The organism is Christiangramia qingdaonensis (assembly GCF_048381525.1).
In the GTDB taxonomy this organism is placed as follows: Bacteria; Bacteroidota; Bacteroidia; order Flavobacteriales; family Flavobacteriaceae; genus Christiangramia.
This window is the reverse complement of record NZ_JBLWIM010000012.1, coordinates 1,170,391-1,179,673: the sequence shown is the minus strand read 5'-3', so window position 1 is coordinate 1,179,673 and position 9,283 is coordinate 1,170,391. Positions and strand designations below refer to the sequence as shown.

At 38.6% G+C, this 9,283-nt stretch carries 6 protein-coding genes; 3 read left to right on the top strand and 3 right to left on the bottom strand.

Annotation, left to right across the window (positions count from 1 at the left end):
- Positions 1-3,530: LamG-like jellyroll fold domain-containing protein (locus ACNI3T_RS10365; RefSeq protein WP_418227724.1), on the top strand; the 3,530-nt coding region annotated here is incomplete at its 5' end.
- 8 nt (positions 3,531-3,538) lie between these two features.
- On the opposite strand, the gene rsmG is transcribed toward ACNI3T_RS10365, so the two are convergent.
- Positions 3,539-4,168 carry a 16S rRNA (guanine(527)-N(7))-methyltransferase RsmG gene (rsmG, locus tag ACNI3T_RS10360; RefSeq protein WP_418227723.1) on the bottom strand — a complete coding sequence of 210 codons (630 nt, stop codon included), beginning with the start codon at positions 4,166-4,168 and terminating at the stop codon, positions 3,539-3,541.
- Positions 4,169-4,326: 158 nt separating this feature from the next.
- On the opposite strand from rsmG, the gene ACNI3T_RS10355 reads away from it, so the two are divergent.
- A complete protein-coding gene (locus tag ACNI3T_RS10355) occupies positions 4,327-5,514 on the top strand; it encodes a pyridoxal phosphate-dependent aminotransferase (RefSeq protein ID WP_418227722.1) in 1,188 nt (395 codons plus the stop codon).
- A gap of 62 nt (positions 5,515-5,576) precedes the next feature.
- Here the strand turns inward: ACNI3T_RS10355 and ACNI3T_RS10350 are convergent, their stop codons facing one another.
- Complete coding sequence (locus ACNI3T_RS10350; protein WP_295181163.1) at positions 5,577-7,073, bottom strand: TrkH family potassium uptake protein; 1,497 nt, start codon at positions 7,071-7,073, stop codon at positions 5,577-5,579.
- Positions 7,073-8,422 (bottom strand): Trk system potassium transporter TrkA, encoded by a 1,350-nt coding sequence (gene trkA / locus ACNI3T_RS10345; RefSeq protein ID WP_418227721.1) that lies wholly within the window; start codon positions 8,420-8,422, stop codon positions 7,073-7,075. The genes ACNI3T_RS10350 and trkA overlap by 1 nt, the downstream gene beginning before the upstream one ends.
- Positions 8,423-8,553: 131 nt before the next feature.
- On the opposite strand from trkA, the gene ubiE reads away from it, so the two are divergent.
- Positions 8,554-9,282 carry a bifunctional demethylmenaquinone methyltransferase/2-methoxy-6-polyprenyl-1,4-benzoquinol methylase UbiE gene (gene ubiE / locus ACNI3T_RS10340; RefSeq protein ID WP_418227720.1) on the top strand — a complete coding sequence of 243 codons (729 nt, stop codon included), beginning with the start codon at positions 8,554-8,556 and terminating at the stop codon, positions 9,280-9,282.
- The last annotated feature ends 1 nt before the right edge of the window (position 9,283 follow it).

Below are 9,283 nucleotides of genomic sequence, written 5' to 3'. Positions count from 1 at the left end.
CATATACTGGAAACATACCTACAACTTTAGAAACTCCAATTCTCGATCTTAGTAATGCTGCTGCAGCAAGCTTGGATTTTGATCAGGCTTTCTATTTTGCTAATGATGATGTAGCTGTGATTGAAATCTCAACCGATGGTGGTACTACTTATACCAATTTGCGAGTAATGCACGCTGCCGGTTCGGGTGTTTTAAAATGGCTTTCAGCTGGAACAGCTCAATCTACAGCTGGTTCCAATGCCACAAATTATAATTTCAGTACTGATAATACTTCAATTTCTCTTAACGACTATATTGGTGAAAGCCGTGTAAGAATTCGCTGGTCTTTTACCGGCACCAGTGATAATAGTGTTTGGGCAATGGACAATATATTTGTCAACAATGAAGTTCCCGTTGATACGGAATTAGAATGGACGGTTGGAATTGGTAATCCGGATGAGTCGCCAATCGAACAGGGAGAAACTAGTATAGCAATCAATTTTGTACCTCAATCGCCAGGTGTTCATGACTACGGTGCTACAGCATTAATCAATGGTTGTAGAACTTATGATGAAGAGGGAACAGATTTAATAACCATTCCTGTAACTTATTCCTATGCTGGAGAGGATATTATTTATACTGAAGAGCAATGCGGGCAAAATGTGGTGCAACTTAATGCTTACGATAATAATCTCACAGCTAACCAAAACTTCCAAAAACAAGCATACCCCACAAAACCGGAAAATTGCCTAACATGTGACGCACCAGGCACACAGGAAGTTGGAACCTGGTCCTGGAGTGGTAATTCTCCGGATTGTCAAGCACCCGAATTTTCTGATGTTAATGATCCCAATGCAACTTTTAGTGCAGGAGCTGGAACCTATACCTTAACCTGGACCGTAGATGGTTGTAGCGATGAAATGATTGTAACTATTAGCAATTGTGAAACTGTTAATTTTGATGGTGAGAATGATCATGTTGATTTCGACGACAATTTTAATCTTAGTGGGGCTTTTAGCCTTGAAGTTTGGGTTAAACCGGAAACTCTTTCCGGTAAGCATACCATATTATCAAAAAGAGATGGTAACTATTCCAATAGCGCCCCTGGATATGATTTAAGAATTACTAACGGTATTGTCTCATTTAATTGGGATAAAACCGGAGCAATCTCTTCTCCTCATAAAATAACAGACAATGACAGGTGGTATCATATTGCACTATCACATACCAGTACTGGGGAGTATCGATTATATATAGATGGCTTGCTTATGAAAAACACAGGGGGAGCCGCTCCAACCGCTAACGATTATCGTGCGATTTTAGGAGCTATGGATATGGAAAACTCCTTGGATACCAGAGATTTTTATCACGGTTGGATGGAAGAGTTGAGAGTCTGGAATGTTGCGTTAACACAAGACCAAATCAAATTGATGATGAACCAACATATCACTAAAGGAACAAATGATGAACTTATTGGTGAAGTCATTCCAGTTGCTACTGATTTGAACTGGAATAATCTAGACGCCTATTACCGAATGGATAATATAAGTTGCGGGAATCTCGATGCTTATACTATCGATGGCATCTCTTTTAAAGGTAATTCTGGAAAACTACTCAATATTACCTCTCCTCAACAAACTACTGCTCCGCTGCCTTACGAATCCAACAATAATGGCAACTGGGATACTATGAGTACCTGGCTATATCCAGATGTCTGGGATGCGCCAAACTCAAAGGGTATTAATGATCAATCGATCAATTGGAACATTGTGGTTGCGAAACATAACATCACGAATTCTACTAGAAATATTAATCTACTCGGCTTAGTTTCTCAAAGTGGCACCATCGAATTTGAAGGTACTACAAATTCAAATAGTGGTAAGGGATCTGGAAATGGGCTTTTTATATCTCGCTATCTACGACTGGATGGTGTGATAGATCTTAACGGAGAATCTCAGTTAATACAGCCAGAGGGTAGTATTATCGCTCCGGAAAGTTCTGGAAATCTACAGATAGATCAGCAAGGAAAGGCAAATAGCTACAATTACAACTACTGGACTTCACCAGTATCTAATATTGATACCCCTAATTTAAACGGGGGATTTTCTTTGAATACTGTATTATATAACGGAACAAATCCTTTTACTTTCCAACCCAGTTTCCGAGCTGCAGATGGAAATGATATTGTACTAAGTTCATACTGGCTATACACATTTAGCGGTGATGCCGATGATTATTTTACCTGGCTTCAATTTGATGAAACCTTTAAACTAGAACCTGGAATTGGTTACAGTATGAAGGGAACTTCAGGTGCTGCCGATTTAAATGTACATCAAAATTACACCTTCAGAGGTATGCCAAATAATGGTGATATCTCTGTGGCAGTAGGAAATGATCAAAACTTACTTACTGGTAATCCATATCCATCGGCTATAGATTCAGAAATGTTCATTGAAGAGAATGCGATACAACAACAAAATTTCAATGGCACCCTTTATTTCTGGGATCATTTTGGTAAGATCAATAGCCATTACCTGGAAGAATACGTTGGAGGCTATGCCGTTTTAAACAAGTCAGGATCGGTATCTTCAGCGAGTTCTGTCGACTCCAGAATAGAAACGGAGACAGATTTACGGGGCTCAAAGAAACCAGGAAGATATATTCCGGTAGGTCAGGGATTTTTCATAAACACTCAGGGTGCTTCAAATCCGCAACAAATTACTTTCAAAAATAAATATAGAGTTTTCGTTCCTGAAAGTTCCGGAGACTCTCAATTTCATTCTCAGGAAGATGATCCTAAAAAATCGGATGAGAATAAATATGAAAAAGACACGAGACATAAGATTAGATTAAAACTGGAATCTCCTAAAGGTTATCACCGCCAGATTCTTGCCACTGCAGATGTGAATACTACCGATGGCTTTGATCTTGGATACGACGCACCGCTTATCGAAAACAATGTGGAAGATCTCTACTGGATGATCGATGAATCTGAATTCGTAATTCAGGGTGTTCCGGACTTCAATAAAGCAAGAGTCCTGCCTATAGGCTTCAAAATTGCTGAAGCCGGAGAATACACTATTAAGATCGATGAACTTGAGAATATTCAGAATGATATCGACATATATCTGTTAGATACAACAACTGAAGAATATCAAGACCTGATGAAATCTGATTATACGGTGAGTACAGATAGTGTTGGTGTTTTCAATGAGAAATACCAGATCGTATTTCAGAAACTGGAAGAGGAAGTTTCAGAAGAAGTAGTGGAAGAAAAGCCAGAAGTCATAGAAGAATCAGACCCAGATTTTCTGGATATGAGATACCTTCGTCAGACAGATGAGATTGCTTTGTACAATCCCGATCTTCAGAATATAGATTTTGTGGAGCTTTACAGCGTATCTGGACAGAAGATCATGACCTTTAGCGAAATTCCTACTGAAGAATCCATCAGTCTCCGAATTCAACAGAAATTGAGTTCTGCAGTGTATGTAGTGAAGATCTATGTTGGAGAAAAGATCTATTCCAAGAAGGTGATCATTACCAAATAATCTTGCAATTAACCTTTATATTTCATAGGCAAGTAGACTACTTTCTTAGTATCATAGAAGTCTTCTTCAAAATAATCGGATAGCTCAAAGATCTGGGCTGTCCGATAATCCTTTAATTCTTCTGAAAGATCTCCCCCTTTCAGATATAAAATTCCATTTTTGAAATCGTGCTTACTTTCCTTAGCGATCTTACCTTTCACCCAGCGAACAAAAGTTGGCATTACTGCTACCGCTCTACTCACGATAAAATCATACTGACCTTTAAGATCTTCTACACGCTGATTATGTGTGGTAACATTCTCAAGACCCAGACCTTCTGAAACCTCATCAACCACTTTAATTTTCTTACCTATAGAATCAACAAGATCGAATTTAGTTTCTGGATGCAGGATCGCTAGAGGGATTCCTGGGAAACCACCACCGGTTCCAACGTCCAGAACTCTTGATCCTGGAAGAAATGCCTGAACCTTTGCTATACCCAAAGAATGTAAAACGTGGCGAATATATAATTCGTCGATATCTTTTCTGGACACTACGTTAATTTTAAGGTTCCAGTCTTTATATAATTCTTCCAGTTTTTCAAACTTCTGAAGTTGATCTTCAGTTAAATTTGGGAAATATTTCTTTATTAGTTCCAAAGCATTCAATTTTCAGCAAAAATAGGCATTTTTTTATGTCCATTTTTTCTGAATAAACAGTAGCTGAAAATTTTAATATTATAACTTTGAAATGTTTCCGAAGCAGATGCTACATTGAAATAAAGTGGCATTTTCAGAATCATTAAAAATTTAAAGACATGCAGGAAAAACTATCGAACCGAATAAATGCGATGGCAACATCCCAAACACTTGCAATGGCCGCGAAAGCCAGAGAATTAAAAGCGGAAGGGAAGGATATTATTGGATTAAGTCTTGGAGAACCAGATTTTAATACTCCAGATTTCATTAAGGATGCCGCAATACAGGCCATTAATGACAACTACAATTCCTATACTCCGGTCGATGGTTATGTTGAATTAAAGGATGCCATTATTTCTAAATTCAAAAGAGATAATGATCTTACCTATGATCGCTCACAGATTGTTGTCTCAACCGGTGCCAAGCAATCCCTGGCTAATGTTGCCATGGTTGTTCTTAATCCCGGAGATGAGGTACTTCTACCCTGCCCTTACTGGGTAAGTTATGCTGAAATTGTAAAACTTGCAGAAGGTGTTCCAGTGGAAGTTCCAACTAGTGTGGTAACCGATTTTAAGATCACTCCTGAACAACTGGAAGCTTCTATTACTCCTAAAACCAAGATGATCTGGTATAGCTCTCCCTGTAATCCAAGTGGAATGGTGTACAGCAAGGAAGAATTAAGAGCACTTGCAGATGTACTTAAAAAATATCCAGATATAGTGGTGGTAAGTGATGAGATCTACGAGCATATCAATTTTGTAGGAGATCACGCGTCTATGGCTCAATTTGAAGATATGTATGACCGAACGGTCACAGTAAATGGTGTTTCAAAGGCATTTGCCATGACCGGATGGAGAATTGGTTATATTGGAGCTCCGGCTTACATCGCTCGAGCCTGTAATAAAATGCAGGGACAAATTACCAGTGGTGCTAACTGTATTGCGCAGCGTGCTGTGATCACTGCTTTGGAAGCTCCGGTGAGCAAAATTAGTCATATGATCGATACTTTTAAATCAAGAAGAAAGCTGATTATTGATCACCTTAATGAGATCGATGGATTTGTAACAACAGAACCTCAGGGTGCGTTCTATGTATTCCCTAATATCTCTGCATTCTTCGGAAAAACGATCGATGGTACTAAAATTGAAAATGCAAGTGACTTTTCGATGTTATTATTAGAAAAAGCGAATGTCGCCACGGTAACTGGCGAAGCTTTTGGAAATCCTGATTGTATTCGTATTTCATATGCCGCAAGTGAAAGTCAGATCGAAGAAGCTATAAAAAGAATTAAAGAAGTGTTATCATAATTGCAGTTTTACACAAAACAAAAAAAACCGGCCAAGGCCGGTTTTTTTTCTATAAATTCAGGTTATCTATTACGCCAGAAGAATGGAGTTAATATGATAAGTACAGTAAATAGTTCCAGTCTACCTATCAGCATCAAGAAAGCTGACCACCATTTTCCGAAATCTGATAATATGTCAAAGTTATTTACTGGACTTAAACCTCCGAATGCGGGTCCAATATTCCCCAGTGAAGATGCAGCACCTCCAATGGCTGTTTGAAAATCCAGCCCCATTCCTGCAAATACTACTGCTCCAATGATAAAGGACAGCATATACAGTATAAAAAAGCCTAGAATATTAAAAACGATCTCCTTACTAATCGACTTCCCATTGAATCGTACCGGAAGTATTGCATTTGGATGTAAAGTTCTTTTAAATTCGATGATCCCGTTCTTGATCATGATAATATGACGCATTACCTTCACTCCACCAGCGGTACTCCCTGCGGAACCACCCAGAAAGAACAGTCCGAAATAGAGAATAGTTAGAAAAGGCGTCCACATCGTATAATCGGCAGAAACAAACCCGGTAGTGGTGATCACAGTTAGTACCTGGAAAAGAGAATGTCTGAAAGCACTTTCTGCTTCACCCCAAACCATTGGATGCTCGATACTTGAAATTGCAACATCTGCCTGGAAATAGACCACTAGTGCTGAAATTGCGGTAAATCCAAAGATGAAAAACATATACCATTTGAACTCATCATCATGCAAAATCTTTTGCACCTGACCCTTAAAAGCAAAGTAACTTAGTACAAAGTTACTACCCGCCAGCAACATGAAAAGTATGATAATATACTGAATTGCTGGATTATCGTTCCAGTAAGCTAAACTTGCGTTCTTGGTAGAAAAACCTCCTGTAGATAGTGTACTGAACGCATGATTAATAGCATCAAAAAAGGTCATTCCAGCCACCCATAAAAGGATAGTTTCAGCTACCGTATAGGAAACATAGATAAGCCATAGACGCTTGGCAGTATCTGTAATACGTGGCTTTAATTTATCTGCGCTTGGACCAGGGGACTCCGCAGAGAATAATTGCATCCCTCCAATTCCAAGCAATGGCAAAATTGCGATGGCTAGAACGATTATTCCCATTCCGCCAATCCAGTGGGTTAGACTTCTCCAGAATAGAATACCCTTTGGAATCGCTTCAATATCATTAAGAATGGAGGCACCGGTAGTGGTGTATCCAGACATAGTTTCGAAGAACGCATTTGTAAACGTTGGTATAGACTCACTAATGAGATAAGGCAAGCTACCACTTAAGGCCATAAAAATCCATCCAAAGGTTACAATAATATAACCCTCTCTTTTCTTTACCTCCTTACTATGACCACGAGTTGTAAACATGAGCAAGGTCCCGGTAAATAACGTCACTAGAGCAGCGGTTGAAATTTCAAGAGTTACGCCGTCATCATAAATATAGCTTACAAGGGTTGCTAAAAGCATAAAGCCGCCATTACACAGCAGCAATAATCCCATCACATGAAGAATTATCTGATAATTCAATCTGGGCATTAGAGGAAAAGTTTTTCTACTTTGTTAATAGATCTCGGTAAACAACAAACCACAATTCTGTCTCCAGGTTTGATTAGAAAATCACCTAGAGCGATTAAACCTTTACCATCGCGAATAATTCCACCAATAATTGCTGAACGAGGGAAATCCAGATCCTTGATCTTTTTATTTGAAACCTGGGAATTTGGTTTTACTATAAACTCCAGAAGTTCGGCATTCATATTATTAAGCTTGGTCATCGCTACAACCTCACCTTTTCTTACATAACGGAAAATATTATTCGCCGCCAATAGTTTCTTATTGATAAGTGTATCTATTCCAATAGAGTGACTCAGCTGAAAATAATCCATATTCTCGACCAATGAGATAGTTTTCTTAACGCTTTTGGACTTCGCAACCAGACAGGACATAATATTAGTCTCTGAATTTCCGGTTACAGCAATAAAAGCATCCATATCATGGATATTTTCTTCCTCCAGTAATTCAACATTACGACCATCGCCATTTATAATTAAAACATTAGGAAGTTCATCTGCCAGCTCATATGCTTTTTCTCGATCTTTCTCTACCAGCTTAACATTGAAATTATTCCGACAAAGATCCTGTGCGGTTTTTCTACCAATCTTACTACCCCCAAGCACCATTATATTCTTGATATCCTGTCGAACTTTCCCGGTTAATTTGTATAACTCCTCTACACCATTTTTAAGAGTGATAAAGTAAACCTGATCACCATCCTTAAATTGTGTGTCTCCCCTCGGTATCAACGTATATTGAGTTCCAAATCTCTGAATTGCAATAGGAACAAAGTTTAATTCTGGAAAAATTTTGGCTGCTTCCTTTACTGTCTTTCCTACAAAGGTTGCAGTTCTTGACAAACTAACTCCGATCATGGTTAGTGCACCCTCTTCAAACTCGTAGCTATCATTGAACGCCGACTGATTCAGCAGTAATTCAATTTCACGTGATGCAAGCGCTTCTGGAGAAATAAGTTCATCTATTCCAAAACGGGTGAATCCCAATTCTCCCTGATTTTCCAGATATTCAGTATTTGAAATTCTGGCGATGGTTCTTTTCGCTCCAAGCTGCTTGGCCAGTACACATACGGTAATATTAGTAGCCTCACTTGAAGTTACACTAATCACCATATCTGTATGTTTCACCTGCGCATCCTTTAATATTCTGATGGAACTGGCATCGCCTTTAATGGTCCTAATATCCAAATGAGTGTCAGCATAAGCAAGGTTATCTCTATTTGGGTCAATTAGCGTAATATCCTGAGATTCAAAGGAGAGTAATTTAGCTAAATGAAATCCTACTTCACCTGCGCCGGCGATAATTATTTTCATATAACAGCTTCAAATTGTGAAAGCAAAGTTAAGTTATTTTGCAGAAAGGAAAAATCTCTTTTCAGAGATAAATAATCGGCTAATATCCATTATTTTCTACATATCAGTTATCTTTGAATCAAATTTCACCTATGAGTAAGAAAGTTACTCCATATAAAGACTCGGAGCTCACCAAGAAAAAGCAGGTAGAACAGATGTTCGACAATATATCTGACAATTATGATGGGCTAAACAGGGTTATATCTATGGGAACCGATGTAAGCTGGCGAAAGAAGGTTGTTGCTGCTGTAGCTGCAACTAAGCCTGATAGTATTCTAGATATTGCTACCGGAACTGGCGATCTTGCCATACAAATGGCGAATACTGGAGCGACTAGAATCGTTGGCCTTGATCTATCTGACGGAATGTTAAGCGTTGGTAGAAAAAAGATTGCTGCTAAAGAGCTTGATGTTGAAATCGAAATGATTCAAGGGGATTCTGAAAATTTACCATTTGAAGCTGATAGTTTTGATGCAATTACGGTTGCATTTGGGGTTCGAAATTTTGAAAACCTGGAACTCGGACTTTCAGAAATATTTCGTGTTTTAAAACCTGGTGGTATTTTCGTTGTTCTGGAAACTTCAGTTCCAACAAGATTTCCATTTAAACAGGGCTACAAGATATATTCATCTATGATATTACCGGCTATAGGAAAGTTATTTTCAAAGGACAAGGATGCCTACTCCTACCTAAGCGAAAGTGCTGCAAGTTTTCCTTATGGCAAGGAGTTCAACAATATTTTATCGAAAACCGGGTTTACTAATGTGAGAGACTTACCTCAAACCCTGGGAGTCTCCACTATATACATTGCTTCAAAGTAGA